Origin of the sequence: Rhodococcus sp. IEGM 1351 (assembly GCF_030056875.1) — a bacterium.
Taxonomy (GTDB): Bacteria; Actinomycetota; Actinomycetes; order Mycobacteriales; family Mycobacteriaceae; genus Rhodococcus_F; species Rhodococcus_F opacus.
In genome coordinates this window covers 1-359 of record NZ_JASHKU010000112.1, presented here as the reverse complement: position 1 = coordinate 359, position 359 = coordinate 1, and the positions used below count along the sequence as shown (strand labels likewise).

Below are 359 nucleotides of genomic sequence, written 5' to 3'. Positions count from 1 at the left end.
TGTGACGCGTGGTAGATGAGTTGTCACTGCGGTTGGTTCCGGATGCGTTGTGGGAGATGGTCGAACCGTTGATTCCGCGTTTTGTCGCCCGGCCGCAGGGAGGTGGCAGTGCGCCGGCCGATGACCGGGCGGTGTTCACCGCGATCGTGTACGTGCTCACCAGCGGATGTGCGTGGCGGCACCTGCCGCCCTCGTTCGGGGTGACCGTGCCGACCGCGCATCGACGGTTCAGTGCCTGGGTGCGGGATGGGGTGTTCGAGAAACTGCATCGCGAGGTGCTCGATCGGCTCGGTAGCGCGGGCGAACTCGACTGGACGGCAGCGATCCTGGACGCGGCAAGCGTTCGGGCGAAAAGGGGG

At 66.3% G+C, this 359-nt stretch carries 1 protein-coding gene; it reads left to right on the top strand.

The features are described 5' to 3' along the window. Positions 1–8: 8 nt before the first annotated feature. On the top strand, positions 9–359 hold a 351-nt coding region (locus QM806_RS41005; protein WP_283295062.1), incomplete at its 3' end, for a transposase.